General features: G+C 73.2%; 15 protein-coding genes. 9 read left to right on the top strand and 6 right to left on the bottom strand.

Annotated elements, in window-relative coordinates; translation table 11 throughout:
• The first annotated feature begins 31 nt into the window (after positions 1 to 31).
• A complete protein-coding gene (locus ACZ7LY_RS23680; protein ID WP_471626667.1) occupies positions 32 to 1,567 on the top strand; it encodes an MFS transporter in 1,536 nt (511 codons plus the stop codon).
• Between the two features lie 104 nt (positions 1,568 to 1,671).
• On the opposite strand, the gene ACZ7LY_RS23675 is transcribed toward ACZ7LY_RS23680, so the two are convergent.
• On the bottom strand, positions 1,672 to 2,949 hold the full coding sequence (locus tag ACZ7LY_RS23675; protein ID WP_471626666.1) for an ABC transporter substrate-binding protein: 1,278 nt from the start codon (positions 2,947 to 2,949) through the stop codon (positions 1,672 to 1,674).
• Positions 2,950 to 3,033: 84 nt separating this feature from the next.
• Between ACZ7LY_RS23675 and ACZ7LY_RS23670 the strand changes: the two genes are divergently transcribed.
• From ACZ7LY_RS23670 to ACZ7LY_RS23645, 6 genes are all read left to right on the top strand, one after another.
• A complete protein-coding gene (locus tag ACZ7LY_RS23670; RefSeq protein ID WP_471626665.1) occupies positions 3,034 to 3,675 on the top strand; it encodes a TetR family transcriptional regulator in 642 nt (213 codons plus the stop codon).
• Between the two features lie 109 nt (positions 3,676 to 3,784).
• Positions 3,785 to 4,549 (top strand): glucose 1-dehydrogenase, encoded by a 765-nt coding sequence (locus tag ACZ7LY_RS23665; RefSeq protein ID WP_471626664.1) that lies wholly within the window; start codon positions 3,785 to 3,787, stop codon positions 4,547 to 4,549.
• A 234-nt stretch (positions 4,550 to 4,783) separates the two neighbouring features.
• Positions 4,784 to 5,548, top strand: coding sequence for a DeoR/GlpR family DNA-binding transcription regulator (locus ACZ7LY_RS23660; protein WP_471626663.1), 765 nt, complete (start codon positions 4,784 to 4,786; stop codon positions 5,546 to 5,548).
• An 81-nt stretch (positions 5,549 to 5,629) separates the two neighbouring features.
• A complete protein-coding gene (gene pfkB / locus ACZ7LY_RS23655; protein ID WP_471626662.1) occupies positions 5,630 to 6,577 on the top strand; it encodes a 1-phosphofructokinase in 948 nt (315 codons plus the stop codon).
• A gap of 118 nt (positions 6,578 to 6,695) precedes the next feature.
• Positions 6,696 to 8,735, top strand: a complete 2,040-nt coding sequence (locus ACZ7LY_RS23650) for a PTS fructose transporter subunit IIABC (protein ID WP_471626661.1) — start codon at positions 6,696 to 6,698, stop codon at positions 8,733 to 8,735.
• Between the two features lie 103 nt (positions 8,736 to 8,838).
• Complete coding sequence (locus ACZ7LY_RS23645) at positions 8,839 to 9,084, top strand: hypothetical protein (protein WP_471626660.1); 246 nt, start codon at positions 8,839 to 8,841, stop codon at positions 9,082 to 9,084.
• A 55-nt stretch (positions 9,085 to 9,139) separates the two neighbouring features.
• Here ACZ7LY_RS23645 and ACZ7LY_RS23640 read toward each other — a convergent pair whose 3' ends face one another.
• From ACZ7LY_RS23640 to ACZ7LY_RS23620, 5 genes are all read right to left on the bottom strand, one after another.
• Positions 9,140 to 9,970: a DUF6227 family protein gene (locus tag ACZ7LY_RS23640; protein WP_471626659.1), complete on the bottom strand. Its 831-nt coding sequence runs from the start codon at positions 9,968 to 9,970 to the stop codon at positions 9,140 to 9,142.
• Between the two features lie 213 nt (positions 9,971 to 10,183).
• Positions 10,184 to 11,374: a L,D-transpeptidase gene (locus tag ACZ7LY_RS23635; protein ID WP_471626658.1), complete on the bottom strand. Its 1,191-nt coding sequence runs from the start codon at positions 11,372 to 11,374 to the stop codon at positions 10,184 to 10,186.
• A gap of 616 nt (positions 11,375 to 11,990) precedes the next feature.
• Complete coding sequence (locus tag ACZ7LY_RS23630; RefSeq protein ID WP_471626657.1) at positions 11,991 to 13,043, bottom strand: P1 family peptidase; 1,053 nt, start codon at positions 13,041 to 13,043, stop codon at positions 11,991 to 11,993.
• On the bottom strand, positions 13,040 to 14,188 hold the full coding sequence (locus tag ACZ7LY_RS23625) for a low temperature requirement protein A (protein ID WP_471626656.1): 1,149 nt from the start codon (positions 14,186 to 14,188) through the stop codon (positions 13,040 to 13,042). Before ACZ7LY_RS23625 ends, ACZ7LY_RS23630 begins: the two co-directional genes overlap by 4 nt.
• Before the next feature lie 143 nt (positions 14,189 to 14,331).
• Positions 14,332 to 15,216: a sirohydrochlorin chelatase gene (locus ACZ7LY_RS23620; protein ID WP_471626655.1), complete on the bottom strand. Its 885-nt coding sequence runs from the start codon at positions 15,214 to 15,216 to the stop codon at positions 14,332 to 14,334.
• Between the two features lie 512 nt (positions 15,217 to 15,728).
• On the opposite strand from ACZ7LY_RS23620, the gene nirB reads away from it, so the two are divergent.
• Both nirB and ACZ7LY_RS23610 read left to right on the top strand, forming a co-directional pair.
• Complete coding sequence (nirB, locus tag ACZ7LY_RS23615) at positions 15,729 to 18,509, top strand: nitrite reductase large subunit NirB (protein ID WP_471626654.1); 2,781 nt, start codon at positions 15,729 to 15,731, stop codon at positions 18,507 to 18,509.
• Between the two features lie 138 nt (positions 18,510 to 18,647).
• Positions 18,648 to 20,081, top strand: coding sequence for a NarK family nitrate/nitrite MFS transporter (locus tag ACZ7LY_RS23610; protein WP_471626653.1), 1,434 nt, complete (start codon positions 18,648 to 18,650; stop codon positions 20,079 to 20,081).
• Positions 20,082 to 20,219: the final 138 nt, after the last annotated feature.

The following is a 20,219-nucleotide window of genomic DNA, read 5'->3' as shown; positions in this document are numbered from 1 at the left end:
AGCTGACCTACATCACTCGTATGTTCTTCCCATGACCACCACCGCAGCAGTCGAAGCACCCGAGCCGGCCACGGACCGGCGCCGCTGGTTCGCCCTGGCCATCGTCATGACGGCCGCCTTCATGGACCTCGTCGACGTGACGATCGTGAACATCGCCCTGCCGACCATCAAGGCCGACGAGGGCGCCACGGACGGGCAGATCCAGTGGATCACCGCCGGTTACGCGCTGGCCTTCGCCGCCCTGCTCATCACCGGCGGCAGGCTCGGCGACATCTTCGGCCGCAAGCGGCTGTTCCTCCTCCGCATCGGCGGCTTCACGCTCGCCTCGGCGCTGTGCGGCCTCGCCGCGAACCCGGAGATGCTGCTCGCCTCGCGCATCCTCCAGGGCGGCATGGCGGCGATGATGGTCCCGCAGGTCCTGTCGATCGTGCACGCCACCTTCCCGGCGCACGAGCGCGGCAAGGTCTTCGGCCTGTTCGGCGCGATCGTCGGCCTCGGCGCGGTCTCAGGACCGCTGCTCGGCGCGCTGCTCACCGAGTGGGACATCGCCGGGCTGACCTGGCGCCCCATCTTCCTGATCAACCTGCCCGTCGGCGTCGCCGCCCTGATCCTCGGCGCCCGCTTCATCACCGAGTCGAAGGCGCCGCGCGCCCTCAAGCTGGACCTCGTCGGCGTCGCCCTGGTCACGCTCGCCATGCTGGCGCTGGTCTACCCGCTGACCCAGGGCCGCGAGAACGGCTGGCCGGTGTGGGGGTTCGTGATGATGGCCGGGTCCGTCGTCATCGCCGCCGCCCTCGTCGCGTACGAGCGGGCCAAGACCCGGCGCGACGGCTCGCCGCTGATCGAGCTGTCCCTGTTCCGCGTGAAGTCCTTCGCGGGCGGCATCGCCGTGCAGACCGTCTTCGGCGTCACCACCGGCATCTTCTTCCTCACCTGGACCCTGTACATGCAGCTCGGCCTCGGCTGGAGCGCGCTGCGGGCCGGTCTGACGGGCGTGCCGTTCTCCCTCGCCGTCTCGGTCGCGGCCGGGATGTCCGTGCAGAAGCTCGTGCCCCGCTTCGGCCGCAAGGTCCTCCAGGCGGGCGCCCTGGTCATGGCGGCGGGCGTGCTCGTCTATGTGTACGAGACCGAGCACTACGGCATGTCCATCGCCTCCTGGCAGATGGCGCTGCCGCTGGTCGTGATGGGCCTCGGCATGGGCCTGATCGTGGCCCCGCTGACCGACGCGGTGCTCTCCGAGGTGCCGCGTGAGCACGCCGGTTCGGCGTCCGGCCTGATCAACACGGTCATGCAGATGGGCAACGCGCTGGGCCTGAGCCTCGTCTCGGTGGTCTTCTTCAACGTCGTCGACGACCGCATGGCCTCCGGCGCGGGCCGCATGGCCTTCGTGGACGCCTTCCAGCACGCCTTGCTGTGGTCGGCGGGCATCCTCGTCGGCATCTTCCTGCTGATGTTCGCCCTGCCGCGCCGTCCGGCACACGGTGAGGCGCCCGCCGCGCCGGTCGAGGGCGGCGCCCCGGCCGAGGACGAGGCGCGGGAGACGCGTGAGCCGGCGACGGTCGCCTGATCCCCGTACGGGAAGGCACGAGGGCGCGGGCCCGGGGGGAGAACTCCCTCGGGCCCGCGCCCTTGTCCGTGCCGAGGACCTGGGCCGGCGGTCCGTGCCGGGGGTCAGTCGGAGGCGCGGCCGATCTGGTCCAGGCCCGCGAGGATCTCCGCCGGGCGGCTGCCGGGCATGACGGCGCGGCCGATGCGGTGGCGTACGGCGGTGCGCACGGTCGGCCACGAGCGCAGGCCCACCGGGTGGAACTCGGCGGACGGCATCTGGTCGACGAACGGCCACAGTTCGCGCTGCGAGCGGTCCGCGCGCAGTTGCTGCGAGCCGGTGAGCGTGACGGGCAGCGTCGACTGCCCGCCGCCGTACTTCTTCGCCGAGTTCTGGCTGAACAGGAACGTCAGGAACGCGCCCGCCGCGTCCGCGTGGCCGCCCTTCTCGAACGCCATCATCCAGTCGTTGAGGCCGACCGGCGGCGCCGCGCCGTCACCGTCCTTCTTCGGGAACGCCGCGTGCGCGTACGGCAGCCGCGCCTGGTCGGCGGCGCCGAGCAGCACCGGGTGCGCGATGAGCATGCCGGCCTTGCCCTTGAGGAACTCGGCGTACGCGTGCGTGCGGGTGAGCGTCGCCGGGTCGGCGCCCGCGAGACCCGGGGCGACCAGCTCGTCGCGCAGCCAGGCCAGGGTGCGCTCGTTGGTGGTCGAGCCGAAGTCGTAGCCGCCCGCGTCGGAGTAGCCGCCGCCGCCCGAAAGCAGCCAGGCGAGCAGTTCGTCCTCGGCGGCCTCGGGGCCGAGCTGGAGCGCGTACGGGGTGGGGACGCCGGTCGCCTTCAACGCCTCAGCGGCGGCGCGCAGTTCGGCCCACGACTTGGGCGGCCCGTCGAGCCCGGCGCGCTCGAACAGCGCCGTGTTGTAGAACAGGCGCGGCGTGCTGGCGAGGATCGGGATGCCGTACTGGACGTAGGAGACCTTGCCCGCGTCGGCGAACGAGCGGATGAAGTCGGCCTCGGTCGGCACGTCGAACAGCTTCGTCACCGGGTACAGCTCACCGTCCTCGGCGTACGGCGCGAAGATGTTGCCCTGGGCGATGTCCGGCGGGTTGCCGTCCTTGACCCGGCGCCGCAGCGTCGCGTCGATCTTCAGGAACGGCACGCGCTCGACCTCGACGCGGATGTTCGCGTGCTTCTTGTGGAACGCCTTGGTGACGTCGTCCCACTGGTCGCCGATGGACGCGCCGATGCTCTTGTCGTAGCTGGCGACGAGCAGCTTGAGGGTGGCATCGCCGCTGTCGCCGCTGCCGCAGCCGCTCAGGCCGAGGGCCCCCGCCCCCGTCACGCCCGCCGTGTTGATCAGGAACTGCCGCCGCCGCACCGTACTGCCCCGCTCACCGGCCATGCATCCGTGGCCATCTGTTCGACATCTTTGACATGATCATCTCTGGCGGTGGCAGATTGTGTCACATGGGCATACTCTGACTGTATGGCAGGTCCCGTATCCCCCCAGGCGACGACGCTGACGGAGCGGCGCAAGGCCGCCACCCGCCTGGACATCGCCCGCACCGCCGCGCAGCTCTTCGCCGAGCAGGGCCTGCGGGCCACCCGCGCCGAGGACATCGCGCGCGCGGCCGGCGTCGCGCCGCGCACCTTCTACCGCTACTTCGCCACGAAGGAAGAGGCGGTCGCCCCGCTGTTCGCGGCCGGCGCCCAGCAGTGGGCCGAGGCGGTGCGCGAGGCCCCGGCCGGGCTGTCCGTCCCCGAGGCCCTGCGCCATGCCGTCGATCGCGCCCTGACCGCCGGCGACCCGGCGAACGCGGCCTCCCTGGAGTGGGTCCGCACCCTCCTGCGCCTCACCGACCAGTCCCCGGCGCTGCGCGCGGTCTGGGCCGACACCGGCTGGGTCTCCGAGAAGACGCTGCTCACGGTGTTGGCGGAGCGCTCCGGCGCCGACCCGGCCGCGGCCCCGGTCGCCCTGCGGCTGACGGCGGCCGTGGCGTCGGCGGCGGTCCGCGTCGCCGTCGAGACCTGGGCGGCGACCGACGCCCCGCCCGCCGGTGACCTCGGCCCCGCCGCGCTGGCGGCCCGCCTGCTCCGCGACGCGCTGTCGCCCGCGCCCCCGGCCTGACCGCCCGCCCGGCGCGCCCCCTCTCGGCCCGGCCCGGCCGGCGCCGAGACCCCCGAACCTCGGAGGGACGACCTCCGGAACTACCTCCCCGAAGAAGTGGAACCCCCTCATGAACAACCTGAGCGGCAAGACCGTCATCGTCACCGGCGGAGCCCGCGGCATCGGCGGCCAGATCGCCCGGATCGCCACGGCCGCCGGTGCCAACGTCGTCATCGGTGACGTCCTGGACGACGAGGGCAAGGCCCTCGCCGCCGAGCTGGGCGACACCGCCCGCTACGTCCACCTCGACGTGACCTCCGAGGACGAGTGGCAGGCGGCCGTCGCCTACACCGTCGCGGAGTTCGGCGCGGTCCACGGCCTCGTCAACAACGCGGGCATCTCGACCGGCATGCCCTTCGACACCGAGAGCGTCGAGCGCTTCCGCAAGGTCATCGAGGTCAACCTCGTCGGCGTCTTCGCCGGCATGAAGTCCGTCGTCCCCTCGATGAAGGAGGCGGGCGGCGGCTCCATCGTCAACATCTCCTCCGCCGCCGGTCTCATGGGCCTCGCCCTGACCAGCTCGTACGGCGCCTCGAAGTGGGGCGTGCGCGGCCTGACGAAGATCGCCGCCGTCGAGCAGGGCACCGCCCGCATCCGCGTCAACTCCGTGCACCCGGGCATGACGTACACGCCGATGACCGCCCAGGTCGGCATCCAGCAGGGCGAGGGCAACTACCCGAACACGCCGATGGGCCGCGTCGGCGAGGCGGACGAGATCGCGAGCGCCGTGGTGTTCCTGCTCTCCGACGACGCCTCGTACGTCACCGGCGCCGAGCTGGCCGTCGACGGCGGCTGGACCACGGGCCCGACCGTCAAGTACGTCATGGGCCAGTAGGCACCACCGGCACCCACCCGCCGTCCGGGCCCGGTCTCCTCGCGGGAGGCCGGGCCCGGCCGTTTACGGTACGGGGGTCAGGGGGCTTTCCCGTACGGGGATCAGGGCGCCGCCGTCCGCCCGCTCATGCCCGTTCATGTCTGGCGCGTGCCCGATCGTGTTTACTTTCCCGTAAAGTGGTCGTAGCCTCGGGGGAGAGCAACAGATTCGGGCACAGAGCAAAGGCAGTCGGACATGTACGCACCGGAGCGCCAGCAGGAGATCCTCCGTATCGCCCGCGAGAGCGGCCGCGTCGACGTGCTGTCGCTGGCCGAGGAGTTCCAGGTCACCGCCGAGACCGTGCGCCGCGACCTGAAGGCCCTGGACCGCGCCGGACTCGTGCGCCGCGTGCACGGCGGCGCGATCCCCGCCGGCCGCCTCGACTTCGAGCCCGACCTCGCCGAGCGCGAGGGCACCGCCGCCGACGAGAAGGACCGCATCGCCCGCGCCGCCCTCGCGGAACTGCCCGGCGACGGCGGCAGCGTCATCCTCGACGCCGGTTCGACCGTCGCGCGCCTGGCCGCCGCCCTGCCGCTGGAGTCGGCGCTGACCGTCGTCACCCACGGCCTGCCCACCGCCGCCCGCCTCGCCGACCACCCCGGCGTCCAGCTCCACCTCGTCGGCGGCCGCGTACGCCACCGCACCCGCGCCGCCGTCGACGCCTGGGCCCTGCGCGCCTACGCCGAGATCCGCGCCGACGTCCTCTTCCTCGCGGCCAACGGGTTCTGCCCCCGCGCCGGACTGACCACCCCCGATCTCGCCGAGGCCGCCGTCAAGCGCGCCGCCGTCGCCGCCGCCCGCCGGGTCGTCCTGGTCGCGGACTCCGCCAAGCACGGGCAGGAGCACTTCGCGCGATTCGCCGGGCTCGACGCCATCGACCTGCTCATCACCGACACCGGCCTGTCCGACGAGGACGCCGCCGCCATCGAAACGTCCGGCACCCAGGTCCTGCGCGTCTGACACCCCGGCCGCGCGCCTCCCCGTACGGCACGACACCCCGACCCCCACCCCCCCCCACACGCACCAGCACGGGACAGCCCCATGATCCTCACCGTCACCCCCAACCCCTCCCTCGACCGCACCTACGAGATCCCCGCCCTCGACCGGGGCGAGGTCGTACGGGCGCGGGGTGAGCGCATGGACCCGGGCGGCAAGGGCGTCAACGTCTCCCGGGCCGTCGCCGCCGCCGGCGCCCCCACCCGCGCGGTCCTCCCGCTGGGCGGCGCCCCCGGCGCCCTCGTCGCCGAACTCCTCGACGGCCAGGGCATCGAGGTCGCCCCCGTCGCCGTGTCCGGCGCGACCCGCTCCAACATCGCCCTCGCCGAACCCGACGGCACCCTCACGAAGATCAACGCGCCGGGGCCCGAACTGACCGCCGCCGAGGCCGAGTCGCTGCTCACCGCCGTCGGCAAGCACTCCGCGGGCGCCGACTGGGTCGCCTGCTGCGGCAGCCTCCCGCGCGGCCTCGATCCGTCCTGGTACGCCGAGTTGGTCGCCCGCGCCCACGCCGCCGGCGCCCGTATCGCCCTCGACACCTCCGGGCCCGCGCTGCTCGCCGCCCTGAGCGAGCGGCCCGACGTCGTCAAGCCGAACGCCGAGGAGCTGGCCGGCGCGGTCGGCCGCCCCCTGACCACGGTCGGGGACGCGGTCCGCGCCGCCGGGGAACTGCGCGAGCGCGGCGCCGCCCGCGTCCTCGCCTCCCTCGGCGCCGACGGGCAGCTCCTCGTGGACGCCACCGGCGCCTGGTTCGCGTCGGCGCCGGTCGACGCGGTCCGCAGCAACGTCGGCGCGGGGGACTCCTCCCTCGCCGGGTTCCTCATCGCGGGCGGCGACGGACCGCAGGCGCTCGCCTCGGCGGTCGCCCACGGCGCGGCGGCCGTCCAGCTCCCCGGCAGCGCCATGCCCACCCCGCACGACCTGCGCCCCGGCGCGGTCCTCCTGACGGCCGAGGTCCCCCGGGACCGCCCGCTGACGGAACCGGCCCGATGACCAGCCCCGCAGCCTGCGCAGGTCCTCTGGCCCCCGCAGTCCCCGTAGCCCCCGCAGTCCCCGTACTCCTGCCGCCCCCCGTCCCCACCCCGCCGATGCGTGAGCAAAGGAGCCCGCGATGACGGAGATGATCACCGCGGACCTGGTCGACCTCGACCTGTCCGCCGACACCAAAGAGGCGGCGGCACGTTCGCTGGCCGAGCGCATGGTCGCGCAGGGCCGCGTCACCGACCTCGACGGCTTCCTCGCGGATGTCGCCGCCCGCGAGGCCCAGATGCCGACCGGCCTCGACGGCGGCATCGGCATCCCGCACTGCCGCAGCACCCATGTCACCGAGCCGACGCTCGCGTTCGGCCGCGCGGCCGGCGGCGTCGACTTCGGCGCGCCGGACGGCCCGGCCGACCTGATCTTCCTGATCGCCGCGCCCGCCGGGGCCGACGACGCCCACCTGACGATCCTGTCGTCGCTGGCCCGCCAGTTGATGGACGAGGACTTCAAGGCGGCGCTGCGGGCCGTGCGGGACGCGGGGGAGGCGGCGGCGCTGATCAGGGGCGACGCCGAGCCGTCCGGCTCCCCGGCCGGCACCCCCGTACCGGACGCGGCGCCTGCGCCTCACGCGGCACCCGCGCCGGAGGAGGCGCCCGCGCCGGAGGAGGGGGCGGCGGCTCGGCCCTTCAGGATCGTCGCCGTCACTTCCTGCCCCACCGGCATCGCCCACACCTATATGGCCGCCGAGTCCCTGGAGAACGCCGGCCGCGCCACCGACGGCGTCGAACTCGTCGTCGAGACCCAGGGCTCCGCCGGCTTCACCCGCCTCGACCCGGCGCTCATCGCCGCCGCCGACGGCGTGATCTTCGCCCACGACGTCCCCGTACGGGAGAAGGAACGCTTCGCCGGCAAGCCCACCGTGGACGTCGGCGTGAAGGCCGGCATCAACCGCCCCGCCGAACTCATCGGCGAGGTCCGCGAGAAGGCCGCCCGGGGCGAGACCACCGGCGCCGCCGACGCGCCGTCCACACCTGTGGACAACGCGGGCGATTCCGCGGACGGTTACGGGACGAAGCTGCGCAAGTGGCTGATGTCGGGCGTCAGTTACATGGTGCCCTTCGTCGCGGCCGGCGGTCTGCTCATCGCGCTCGGCTTCGCCATCGGCGGCTACAAGATCTCGGACGTGAAGGTCCAGACGCTGCTCGACAGCTTCGACTGGGGCTCCTCGCAGAGCTGGGCCGCGCTCCTCTTCTACACCGGCCAGGCCGCGTTCGCGTTCCTCGTCCCGGTGCTGGCCGGCTATATCGCGTACGGCATGGCGGACCGGCCGGGGCTCGTGCCCGGGTTCGTCGGCGGCTCCATCGCGCTCACCACCGAGGCGGGCTTCCTCGGCGGTCTCGCCGCGGGCCTGATCGCGGGCGGGGTCGTCATGGCGATCCAGAAGGTGAACGTGCCGGCCGTGCTGCGCGGCATCATGCCCGTCGTCGTGATCCCGCTGCTCTCCTCGATCGTCGTCGGCTTCCTGATGTTCGTCGTCATCGGCAAGCCCATCGCCTCGCTGCAGAGCGCCCTCACCGACTGGCTCAACTCGCTGTCCGGCGCCAACGCCCTCGTCCTCGGCGTCATCCTCGGCCTGATGGTCTGCTTCGACCTCGGCGGCCCGCTCAACAAGGTCGCGTACGCCTTCGCGGTCGGCGGCCTCGCCAGCCCCACGGACGGCTCCCTGAAGGTCATGGCCGCCGTGATGGCCGCCGGTATGGTGCCGCCGCTGGCGATGGCCCTCGCCACCACCGTGCGCGGCGCGCTGTTCACCAAGTCCGAACGGGAGAACGGCAAGGCGGCCTGGGTGCTCGGCGCCTCCTTCATCACCGAGGGCGCGATCCCCTTCGCCGCCGCCGACCCGCTGCGCGTCATCCCCGCGTCGATGGCGGGCGGCGCGGTCACCGGCGCCCTGTCCATGGCGTTCGGCTGCACCCTGCGCGCCCCGCACGGCGGCATCTTCGTCGTCCCCCTCATCGGCAGCCCCTGGCTCTACCTGGTGGCCGTCGCCGCCGGTGTCTGCGTCACGGCCGCCCTGGTGGTGCTGCTCAAGGGGCTGCGCCCGTCGAACCCGGGCGCCCCGGCCACCGAGCGGCCCGCGGCGGAGGAGGCGGCGCCCGCGACCGTCTGACCCGGGGGCGGCGCCCCCGGCCCGCCAAGGTCGAACTGTCCGTTCATGCGAGATACGTCACGGTCCGGGACCAAAGTCCCGGACCGTGGTGTTCACTGGACGCATGCCTGAGCACGTGTCGATCCTTCAGCAGATAGGTCTGGCGCTCCTCGCGGTCGCCACGGTGGCCTGGGTGGTCGGTCTCGTCCGCCTCGTACGCGTCGTCGCCCTCGCCCCGCCCGAGCCGCTGCCCGCGCTGCCGCTCGGCGCGCTGCCGGGACAGGCGCGGGCCCCCGCCGTGGAGTCGGTGCCGCTGACCGCCGACGAGCAGGACGCTTTCGCGGGCCTGGTACGGCAGTTCACCCGCTGACCGGCTGACCGCTGACGGGCTGACCCGCTGACCGGCCCGCGCAGCTCGCGCCGGCTCAGTTCGTGGGCGCGCCGCCGCAGCCCCGCGCCCGTGGTGCTCTCGCCGTGGCGGCGCGGCGGTCGATGGCCGCGCGGGCCGCTTCCTGCGAGAGATACACCTCGCACATGTGCCGCCCGTCCGGCGTCGCCGTGTGCTCGACCTCCCAGAGGCTGACCTCGGCGCCGTCGCGGAGCAGGAACGCGTGCTCGTACAGCGCGAACCCGTGACTGACGCGGCGGCCGAACGCCTGCGTGATCTGGTGCGCGCACGCCTCCCGCAGCAGCCGCGCCGTGCCGGGTCCCGGGCGCGTCTCCGGCTCCGGGTTCTCCGCGCGGCGCAGCAGGCGGCGCGCGTGGTCGACGGAGCCGCGCGGGTCCGCCGGGGTGAAGCTGTGCCGCTGGGGCGGCAGCGGCGGCAGTTGCTCAGGGGCGACCGCGCAGCGCAGGTCGAGGTCGGGGGCGGCCTCCGGCGGCAGCGGGAGCCGGCCCGTCGCCAGATGCAGTTCTTCCTCGCTGACGTACACCTCGTGCTGGGGCAGGCCGTCCCGCCCGGTGTTGTGGACCAGCTCCCACAGGGTCAGCGAACCGCCGTCCGCCAGCAGCCAGGTGTGCCGGTACGTCTCGCGGTGGCGGCCCGCGCTGTGGTGCGCGGAGTGCAGCGAACCGGCGTACACCAGCGCGCTGTCGAGGCGGGCGAGGACCTCGTCGGGCAGTTCGAAGGAGTTGAGCGCGCGGCCGAGCAGGCGTGTCAGATGCTCGGCGGGTGACGTGTGCGACTCGGTGTCGTCCGCGCAGCCGGACGCGACGCCGGACTCGACGGCGGACTGGAAGTCGTGCGGAACGCTCAAGGCACCTCCCGGTATTGCTTCGTGTCACCTCGTGGGTGCATACCGTAGCCCCTGGGTCCGACATCATGTCCGCGAAATGGCAAACGGCAAGCGGGAATTGAACAACGTACTTGCATAACGCGCGGGCCGCGCGGGAGGTTCCCGCGCGGCCCGTGGAGACGGCCGCCGCTGCGAGGGGCCGTGAGGGGCTGTGAAAGCCCGTGTGAGGTGCCGTCAGACGGCGCTGCCGGCCTTCCACTGCGACCAGTCCATGTTCCAGCCGTTGAGGCCGTTGTCCGGGGCGATGGTCTTGTCGTGCGAGTTGCGGACCTCCACGACGTCCCCGACCAGGGAGTTGTCGAAGAACCACTTGGCGGTCGTGTCGCCGCCCGCGCCCTTCACGTCCCGCATGCCGACACAGCCGTGACTCGTGCCCTGCGCGCCGAAGATGCCGGGCGAGCTCCAGTAGTTGCCGTGGATGAACGTCCCGGACTGCGACAGCCGCATCGCGTGCGGCACGTCCGCGATGTCGTACTCGCCGCCGAAGCCGACCGTCGACCCGTTCATCCGGGTCTGCACGAACTTCTCGGAGATGACCATGCGCCCGTTGTACGTGGGGTGCTGCGCGCTGCCCGTCGACACCGGGACCGAGCGCAGGGTGCGGCCGTCCCGTACGACGGTCATCTTCTGCGTGTTCACGTCGACCGTGGAGACCTGCTTGCGGCCCACGGTGAACGTCACGGTCTTGCTCTGCACGCCGCGCACGCCCGGAGCGCCCCGCACGCCCTCCAGGTCGATCTTCATGGTGACCTTGGAGCCGGCCTTCCAGTAGTCCTCCGGCCGGAAGTCCAGGCGCTGCGCGCCGAACCAGTGGCCGACGACCTGCTGGCCGCTGCTGGAGCTGACCTTGATGTGCGACTGCACGGCCTTCTTGTCGCTGATCGCCTTGTCGAACGTGAACGAGACCGGCATGCCCACGCCGACCGTCGTGCCGTCGTCGGGCGTGTACGTACCGATGAAGCTGTTGGCGCCGGAGACCGTCGTGAAGATCGAGTTGGCGGCGGCGGTGTGGCCCTCGCCGTCCTTCGCGGTCGCCGAGACGCGGTACTTGGTGCCGCGGTCAAGCTGCTCCTTCGGCTTCCACGTGGCGCCGTCGGCGCTGATCGTGCCGGGCACGGCCTTCCCGCCGGCCGCCGGCACCATCGTGACCTGGGTCAGCTTGCCGGCGCTGACCTTGACGCCGGTGGCGTTGATGGAGGCGCCGGTCGAGCCGTCCTTCGCGGAGATCGTGATGCGCGGGGAGTCGTCCGCGCGGTCCGCGCCGCCCTTGGGGTTGTCCGCGTTCGCGTTGCCGCCGCAGGCCGTGAGGGTCAGTGCGCCGAGGGCGAGTGCGGCGTACGCGACGACGGTCTTCTGCCTGCTCACGGGTCTGCTCCTGTTCCGTGGGGTGTTCTTGGGTGACGGGGGCCCAGCGCCCCGGTGGCCGGTCGTGACCGGCGTCAGGAGAGAGCGCCGGCTGACCGGAAAGGTTCCTTCGGGGCGGTGTGAGAGCAGACACGGAGACGGTTCTGTTACGTCTGTTACGGGGCGGGTGTGAAAGGGGGCCGGGGTTGGAGGCGTACGGGGCACTCCCGTGCGGGGTTGCCTGCGGGCTGGTGGGGCTCGCCCCTAGGTAGGTGGGTGGCTCCGGCCGGTGGGTTTCCTCGACTTTCGTCGTGGCTGATCGCGCAGTTCCCCGCGCCCCTGGAGGGGCGACTACGTCGCCACCTCCCCCCGGGGAAGCAGGGGCGAAGCCCCGCTTCCAGGGGCGCGGGGAACTGCGCGAGAAGCCCCACCGGCCGGAGGATGACCACGCACGGTAGTGCCCCGAAGGGGCGCGGGGAACTGCGCGAGAAGCCCCATGCACCCGCGGATGACCACGCACGGTCGTGCCCCAAAGGGGCGCGGGGAACTGCGCGAGCGGCCACCCACCGGGCCGCAGGTGAACGACTGCCTAGGGGCGCGGGGAACTGCGCGAGACGCCCCACCCACCCGCAGATGGTCACGAAGCCGCAGCCGCAGGCAGCCCGTAGAGGTCCGTGTAGGACAAATACGGACCCCCCGCCTCGGCGGAAACCGACACCGCCGCCCGCACCGCCCGCACAACCGCCCGGGTGACAAGATCCGCCCCAGCCTCCAGAACCGAGTTCAACGCAAGCGCCCCCGAGGGCAACGCCCGCACCCCCGTAGCGAGGGCGAACACCGTGTCACCGTCGTTCAGACCATGCACCGGCCGCACGGCCCGCGCCATCCCGTCATGCGCCGTCCCCGCGACCTTCCGCGCCTGCGCCCGGCTCAACACGGCATCCGTGGCGACGACGGCCAGCGTCGTGTTCAGCGGGGCCGGACCCTTCGCCGCCGCGACCCGCGCAAGCCGCTCACGGGCCGCCCGGTGCGTCGCGGGGTCGGGGTAGCTCACCGGCCCGGCGCCCGCGAAGAACTCCCCGTACAGCGCCCCGGTAGCCGCGTCCAGCGCGGACCCCGCCGCGTTGGCGACGACCAGCGCACCGACCGTGATCCCCGACTCCAGAACCGTGGACGCCGTACCGACACCGCCCTTGACGCCCCCGACGAGCGCACCGGTGCCCGCGCCGACGTTGCCCTCGGCGACCGGCGCCCCGAGCGGGCTCGCCGCCGCCGCCTCCACCGCCGCCCGGCCCGTCGCCGCGTCGGGTCTGGCCCGCCAGTCGCCGCCCCGGCCGAGATCGAACACGGCCGCCGCCGGAACCACCGGCACCACCTGCCCCGGCCCGCCCACCGGCACCCCGCGCCCCTGTTCCTCCAGCCACGCCATCACCCCGCTCGCCGCGTCGAGCCCGAACGCGCTGCCGCCCGTCAGCACCACCGCCTCCACCCGCTGCACCAGATTGCGCGGGTCGAGCGCGTCCGTCTCCCGGGTGCCGGGGCCGCCGCCGCGCACGTCGACGGCGGTGACCGCACCGCCCTCCGGCGCGAGCACCACCGTCGTCCCGGTCAGCAGCCCGCCGCCCACGCGCGTGGCATGCCCGACGCGCAGCCCCGGCACATCGGTCAGGGCATCGTTGAGAGTCGTCATGCCCCTTGCGTACCACGGCGCTCGCGCCCGGCGAGGAGCACACCGGCGGCGACCGTCAGCGCCGCGACGACGCCCGCCCAGAGCACCGCCCACCGCCCGGTGAACGTGCAGGCCAGCACCAGCACCGCCGCCACCGGCAACGTCAGTTGCTGCGCGAGCCCCCGCTTGAAGTGCCGTGCGTGCAACGCCCACACCATCAGCAGGAACACCGCCGAGGGCACCGTCACGGCCGCCGAAGCCGCCGTCGTCGACAGGTGCGCCGAGCCGACGGCCTGCTCGACGGCGACCTCGATCCCGGCGCCGATGGCCGCCGCCGACGCGAAGATGAAGTAGTGGCCGTACCCCCACAAGAAGGCCTGCCGGTTGGCGTGCAGCCGGTCGTGGATCGGCACCGCGAAGTAGATCCACCAGGCGGCGAACACGATCAGCAGCCCGCCCGCCGCGATCGGCAGCAACTCCCCGAGCGCGTCGTTCTCCGCGATGCCGGACTTCACGGCGACGGTCGCCGCCGCGATGGTCTCGCCGAGCACGATGATCGTGAACAGCCCGTAGCGCTCCGCGATGTGGTGCGGATGCCACGCCGTCTGCCGGTGCCGCTCGGCGACCATCGGCACGCTCAGCTCCGCCAGCACCATCACCAGGAAGACCCAGCCCTGCGCCCCGGCCGGCGCGAACATCAGCGCCACCCAGCCCACTTGGCACAGCAGCACCCCGCCCGCGTACCGCAGCGCCACCGCCCGCTCCGCGCCGGTCGTGGCGCGCGCCGCCCGCAGCCAGTGCGCCACCATCGCCAGCCGCATGATCACGTAACCGATGAAGACGACCGTGAAGTCGCCGTCCTCGAACGCTCGCGACACACCCGCCGCCAGCACCAGCACCCCCGCGATCTGCACGAGCGTGACGACCCGGTAGAGCACGTCGTCGTTGTCGTACGCGGAGGCGAACCACGTGAAGTTCATCCACGCCCACCAGATGGCGAAGAAGATCCGCGCGTACGCCAGTACTCCGTCGCCCGCGTGCCCCTCGGCGACGGCGTGCACCAGCTCCACGCCGCCCTGCGCGACCGCGACGACGAAACACAGGTCGAAGAACAGCTCAAGCGAGGAAGCGACCCGGTGCTCCTCCTGCGGACTGCGCTCCCGCATCCGCCGCAACGCTGACCGCCGCAGCTCGTGAGGTGGGCCGGGGTGGTGTGGCTGGTGGGGGCGGTGTGACTGGTGGGGTTGGTGTGACTGGTGGGCTCGGTGGGGCTCGTCCGGCGTGGGCGTCATGCGCCCAGGACAGCAGATCAGGCGGCGGCGTGTGCGGTGCGGCACGCCTGCCCGGGCTCCGGCGCCTCCAGTTCGCCCGAACCCTCCTGGTATCGCCGCTCCCCGGCCTCCCGGTACCGGCGTACGACGAGGTCGGCCACCGCCGGATGGTCGGCCAGCGGCGCGGTGACGAGGTCCGCGCCCATCGCGTCCAGCGCCCGCGTGAACCGTCCCGGCGCCAGCAGATGCGTCACGACCCCCACGCGCCGGTACCCCGCGCCCCGCAGCTCCGCCAGGGCCTGCGGCACGGTCGGCGCGGACGCCGAGCAGTACGCCGTGACCACCGGCGTCCCGTGCAGCCGGGCCGCGAGCCGCCGCGCCGCGACCAGGGCGCCGCCGTTGCCCCCGGGGCGGGAGGACCCGGCAGCCGCGAACACCCACGCCTGTGGCCCGCCCCGGACGCCCGCCCCGGCGCCGCCGAGCGCATCGTCCCCGCCAAGCGCCTCGGTGACGCGGTCGGCCAGGGCCGCGTCCAGCTCGGGCGCCCCGCTCAGGCTCGGCGTCAGGACGCACCGGGCGCCCCCGTGGGCGGCGAGGACGGCCGGGATGTCGACGGTGCGGTGGAAGCCGTCGCCCAGCAGCAGCGGGACCACGACGGTGTCCCCACCGAGATCACCGGGGTCGCCGGGATCACCGGGATCACCGGGACCACCGGGGTCGGCGGACACCCCGGGCTCGCCCGCGCCGGGGCCGCCCGGGACCGCGTGGGCCTCCAGCACCTGGGCGAGGGAGGGGAGTTGATGATCGAGATGCCCGACCGCGGGCCGCGTACCGAGCCGGTCCTCGACCGCGTCGAGCAGGCGCCCCACGGTGGCCCCGGCGGCGGGCAGCGCGCTGCCGTGGACGGCGAGTACGAGAGACATGGCCGGGCCCTCCAAGCCGCCTGCCACCGACAAAGCGGCACCCCGCGCCCCGGCCGGACGGCCGCCGGCCCCCGCGCCCCGGGTCCGCCCGCGCGCGTACAGCCTGCGGCGGGCGCGCGGATCACGCGCACCCGGCGGGCTCGCGGGCCCCGGTCGCGGGATGGTGTCGCGCACCCCGCGGACCGGAAGCCGCGCCGCACGGGCTGCGTCGGTGAGGTCGGGGGCAGCCCGTCGAGAACGACGCTACGCCCCGCCCCGCACCCCGCGCCGCCGCCGAAGGCCCCGCCTTCCCGGGGCGTTGGTCCCGCGCCGCCGGGCGCTTCGCCCCGGACGCCGCCCGCCCGCGCCGGCCGGGACCAACGGCCCCCGCGCCCGGGCCGCAGGTCCCCCTTCGTCGGGCCCAACGCGCCCTGGCCCGCGCCCCCCGCCCGCCTACCGTCGAAAGAGCCGACCGAGCCGAGACCGCCGCCACCGGCGCGACCCCCTGTCCCCGCACCTCCGGAGCGCGAGCCATGCCCCACCATCTGGTACTCATCGGACACGGCATGGTCGGCCACCACCTCCTCGAACTCCTCGCGGAGCGCGGCGCCCTCGGCGACTGGCGCGTCACCGTCCTCGCCGAGGAGGACCGGCCCGCCTACGACCGGGTGCACCTGTCCGCCGCGTTCACCGGCACCGACCCCGGCGAACTGGCCCTGTGCGGCCCCGACTTCCTCACCGAGCACGGCATCGACCTGCGCCTGGGCGACCCCGTCGAGCACATCGACACCGCCGCCCGCACTGTCACCACCACCTCCGGGTCCACCGTCGCCTACGACGCGCTCGTCCTCGCCACCGGCTCCTACCCCTTCGTGCCGCCCATCGACGGCGCCGACGCCCCCGGCTGCTTCACCTACCGCACCCTCTACGACGTCGAGTCCCTCACCGCCTACGCCGCCCGCGACGAGGCCCGCACCGGTGTCGTCATCGGCGGCGGCCTGCTCGGCCTCGAAGCCGCCGGCGCGCTGCGCACCCTCGGCCTCGCCACCCACGTCGTCGAGTTCGCGCCGCGCCTGATGCCGCTCCAGGTCGACGACGGCGGCTCCGCCGCGCTGCGCTCCACCATCGAGTCGATGGGCGTCGCCGTGCACACCGGCGTCGGCGCGCGCGCCGTGGAGACCGACGCCGACGGCCGCACCCGCGCCCTGCGCCTGACCGACGGCCGCGCGCTCGGCGCCGACGTCGTCGTCTTCTCGGCGGGTGTGCGCCCCCGCGACCGGCTCGCGCGCGAGGCCGGGCTCGCCGTGGGTGACCGGGGCGGCGTCGTCGTGGACGAGCACTGCCGCACCACCGACCCGTACGTCTACGCCATCGGCGAGTGCGCCCAGACCAGCGACGGCCGCGTCTACGGTCTCGTCGCGCCCGGCTACCAGATGGCGGAGGCCGTCGCGGACGCCCTCGCGGGCGACGGCACCACCCTGTTCACCGGCGCGGACACCTCGACCAAGCTGAAGCTGATGGGCGCCGACGTGGCCTCCTTCGGCGACCCGTTCACGCCCGAGGGCGGCGAGGCCGTGTCCGTCGTCTTCTCCGACTCCCGCGAGGGCGTCTACAAGAAGCTCGTCCTCGGCCCTGACGGGCGCCTGCTCGGCGGCATCCTCGTCGGTGACGCCGCCGCCTACGGCACCCTGCGCCCGCACGCCGGCCGCACCCTGCCCGGCGCCCCCGAGGCGTACATCCTGCCCAACACCGGCGAGCAGAACGTGCCGGGCGCCGACGCGCTGCCCGACGACGCCGTCGTGTGCAGTTGCCACAACGTCACCAAGGGCGCCGTCCGCGAGGCCGTCACCGCCGAGGGGCTCACCGACGTCGCCGGCATCAAGCGCTGCACGAAGGCGGGCACCGGCTGCGGCGGCTGCCTCGGCACGCTCCAGTCCGTCCTGGACGCCGAACTCGCCGCCGCCGGCGTCGAGGTGGCCCGGGGGCTGTGCGAGCACTTCGCGCTGACCCGCGCCGAGCTGTACGCCGTCGTCCGCGCCGAACGCATCGCCTCCTTCAGCGAACTCCTCGCCCGGCACGGCTCCGGTTCCGGCGCGGGCGCCGCCGACGGCTGCACCGTCTGCAAGCCCGTGGTCGCCAACATCCTCGGCACTCTCGCCCCCGAACTCGGCCTCACCCACGTCCTGGAGGGCGAGCAGGCCGCGCTCCAGGACTCCAACGACCTCTTCCTCGGCAACCTCCAGAAGGACGGCACCTACTCCGTCGTCCCGCGCGTCCCCGGCGGCGAGATCACCCCCGAGCAGCTCATCGCCATCGGCGAGATCGCCCGCGACCACGGCCTCTACACGAAGATCACCGGCGGTCAGCGCATCGACCTGTTCGGCGCCCGCAAGGAGGAACTGCCCGCGATCTGGCGCCGCCTCGTCGGTGCAGGGCTGGAGTCCGGTCAGGCGTACGGCAAGTCGCTGCGGACGGTGAAGTCCTGCGTCGGCTCCAAGTTCTGCCGGTTCGGACAGGGCGACTCCGTGCAGCTCGCCATCGACCTGGAGCTGCGCTACCGCGGCCTGCGCACCCCGCACAAGATCAAGGGCGGCGTCTCGGGCTGTCTGCGCGAGTGCGCCGAGGCCCGCGGCAAGGACATCGGCGTCATCGCCACCGCCGGCGGCTGGAACCTGTACGTGTGCGGCAACGGCGGCACCAACCCCCGCCACGCCGACCTCCTCGCCACCGACCTCACCCGCGACGAACTGCTGCGTCTGACCGACCGGTTCCTCATGTACTACGTGCGCACCGCCGAGCGCCTGGAGCGCACCGCGCCCTGGTTCGAGCGGATCGGCGGCCTCGACCACCTCAAGGAGGTGCTGATCGCGGACTCCCTCGGCATCGGCGCCGAGCTGGAGGCGCAGATGGACCGGCACGTCGCCGCCTACCGCGACGAGTGGCAGGCCGTCCTCGACGACCCCGAGGCGCTGGCCCGCTTCGAGGCCGCCGCAGGCGCCGATCCCGCGTTCCTGGAGCCCGGCCGGGGCCGCCCCGCCGTCCTCGCCGACGGCACCCGCGCCGCCCTGTTCAAGGACGCGGCCGGCACGGTCTACGCCCTCGACGACCGCGACCCGTTCTCCGGGGCCCGCGTCATCGCCGACGGCATCATGGGCGTACGCGGGGGAGTGCCGGTCGTCGCCTCCCCGATGCACAAGCAGGAGTTCGACCTGCGTACCGGGCAGTGCCTGGACGACCCCGAGGTGCGGCTCGCCACGCACGAGGTCCGCGCCGGCGCCGCCAGAACGGGCGCCGCAGTCCCCGAGGGGGCCTGAGCGCCGACGGGACCTTGGTCGCCCCCCGACCAGACCCTTCGGCGCCTCCGGAAGGCGACCAAGTTCCCTAACGCCCTTTATGTCGCGGCGGGAGCCTGGAGAGGCAAGAAGAACCCACCTCACCACCAGGAACACGCCATGAGTCCTGCCATCCAGCAGACCGCGTCCGTCGACGACGCGACGCGGTCCTACGACCCACAGCAGTACCGCCCAGGCCAGGTCATCTCCGACTGGGAACCGGAGAACGACCTCTTCTGGAAGTCCGTCGGCAAGCGGGTCGCCACCCGCAACCTGTGGATAGCGGTCCCCGCCCTGCTCGTCGCCTTCGTGGTGTGGCAGGTGTGGAGCGTCACCGCGACCAACCTGGCCGACGTCGGCTTCAATTTCAGCACCTCGCAGCTGTTCTGGCTGACCGCGGTGCCCGGCCTGACCGGCGGTACGGCCCGGATCTTCTACACGTTCCTCGGCCCGCGCATCGGGCAGCGCCGCTTCACCGCCCTGTCGACCGTGGTCCTGGTGGTGCCGCTGATCTGGCTCGGCTTCGCGGTGCAGGACACCTCCACCTCGTACGCCACACTCGTCGCCATCGCGGCGCTGTGCGGCTTCGGCGGCGCGAACTTCTCCTCCTCGCTCGCCAACATCGGCTTCTTCTTCCCCAAGCGCGAGAAGGGCAACGCCACCGGCATCAACGGCGGCCTCGGCAACCTCGGCGTCTCCGTCGTGCAGCTGCTGACCCCCATCGTCATCACGTCCTCGGCGCTCGCGCTCGGCTCCGCCCAGCACAAGGCCGACGGCAGCTCGGTGTGGCTGCAGAACGCCGCGTTCCTGTGGGTGCCGGTCCTCGTGCTGCTGGCCGCGCTCGCCTGGTTCGGGCAGAACGACCTGAAGGTCGCCTCCACCCCCTTCAGCCAGCAGAAGGTCATCTTCAAGCGCAAGCACAACTGGCTGATGACCTGGCTCTACGTCGGTACCTTCGGCTCGTTCATCGGCTTCGCCTCCGCGCTGCCGATGCTGATCAAGACGACCTGGACCCCGATCGACGCCGCCTACACGGCCGCCACGTACGCCTGGATCGGCCCGGCCGTCGGCGCGCTCGCCCGCTGGGGCGGCGGCTGGCTCAGCGACAAGCTGGGCGGCGCCCGCGTCACCATCATCTCGTTCGTCGGCATGGCCGCGTCCATCATCGGCGTCATCGCCTTCATGCCCTCGAACGGCGCCGGCGGCTCCTTCACCGGCTTCCTCCTCTGCTTCTACGCGGCCTTCCTGTTCAGCGGCTTCGGCAACGGCTCCACGTTCCGCCAGATCCCGGTGATCTTCCGCAACCAGCACCTCAAGGGGCTCACCGAGGGCACGCCCGAGTACACCAAGGCACTGAAGCAGTCCGAGATCGAGTCCGGCGCCGTCACCGGCTTCACCGCCGCCATCGCCGCCTACGGCTTCTTCTTCATCCCCGCGATGTTCGCCAACTTCGCGGTCACCAGCGCCCTGTGGTGCTTCGTGGGCTTCTACGCGACCTGCGTCGTCGTCTGCTGGTGGTACTACGCCCGCAAGGGCGCCGAATCCCCGAGCTGACCACCCCGGAAAAATCTTGTGAATACTTTCACAAGGTCTGTCGGGTCCAAAGACCCCGACGTATTCCCAGGTCAGACGGGCAATCCCGGCCCGGGCCGCGGCGGAAGCAGGCCCTTTGGTCCCGAACTCAGGACCAAT

Source organism: Streptomyces sp. NPDC107550, from assembly GCF_055639095.1.
The sequence above is the reverse complement of the archived record's forward strand: the minus strand, read 5'-3'. Positions and strand labels throughout refer to the sequence as shown.